This is a genomic window from Brevibacterium sp. H602 (assembly GCF_051172395.1).
Lineage (GTDB): Bacteria > Actinomycetota > Actinomycetes > Actinomycetales > Brevibacteriaceae > Brevibacterium.
The window spans coordinates 1-516 of record NZ_JBPIZD010000054.1 but is presented as its reverse complement, the minus strand read 5'-3'; the positions used below and the strand labels follow the sequence as shown (position 1 = coordinate 516).

Genomic DNA, 516 nt, shown 5'->3' with positions numbered 1-516 from the left:
CGCCTGTTTATCGGCTCCCCGAGGCTTATCGCAGATTTCCACGTCCTTCATCGGCTCCTGATGCCAAGGCATCCACCATGCGCTCTTACACACTCACCCAACCCCTCAAAGGGACCGGCTTCGTGTGTGCGAAAAATTGTTTCATTCACCTTAACTAGATGATGACAAGAAAAATCACATTACATAAACACCACAAACTCGTGGTGTTTGATGCTCGCGTCCACTATACGATTCTCAAACCACTACCAAACACCCACCACCACACACCAGAAGTCTCTGCTGCTTGGTGATCGGGTTGGTCCTGTTGGTTGAAACCACACCCACACACACTGTGTGGGGTTTGTGATTCCAGGACCCAATAACGTGTTCGTTCTAGCCCATACAACAATCAACATCGACACGGCAGTCACCGGACAACGCTGGAAGGTATGAGCGGAAGAAGTGATGTTCCACCCTTGAGCTCCCAACCAGATGACACATTCGGTCACTGCGTTGGGGTTCTGATGTGTGCTCCTT

1 rRNA gene is annotated in these 516 nt (G+C 50.6%); it reads right to left on the bottom strand.

From position 1 onward, the window contains the following. Nucleotides 1–99 (bottom strand): 23S ribosomal RNA (locus ACSBQT_RS17845); the annotation flags it as partial. Between the last annotated feature and the right edge of the window lie 417 nt (nucleotides 100–516).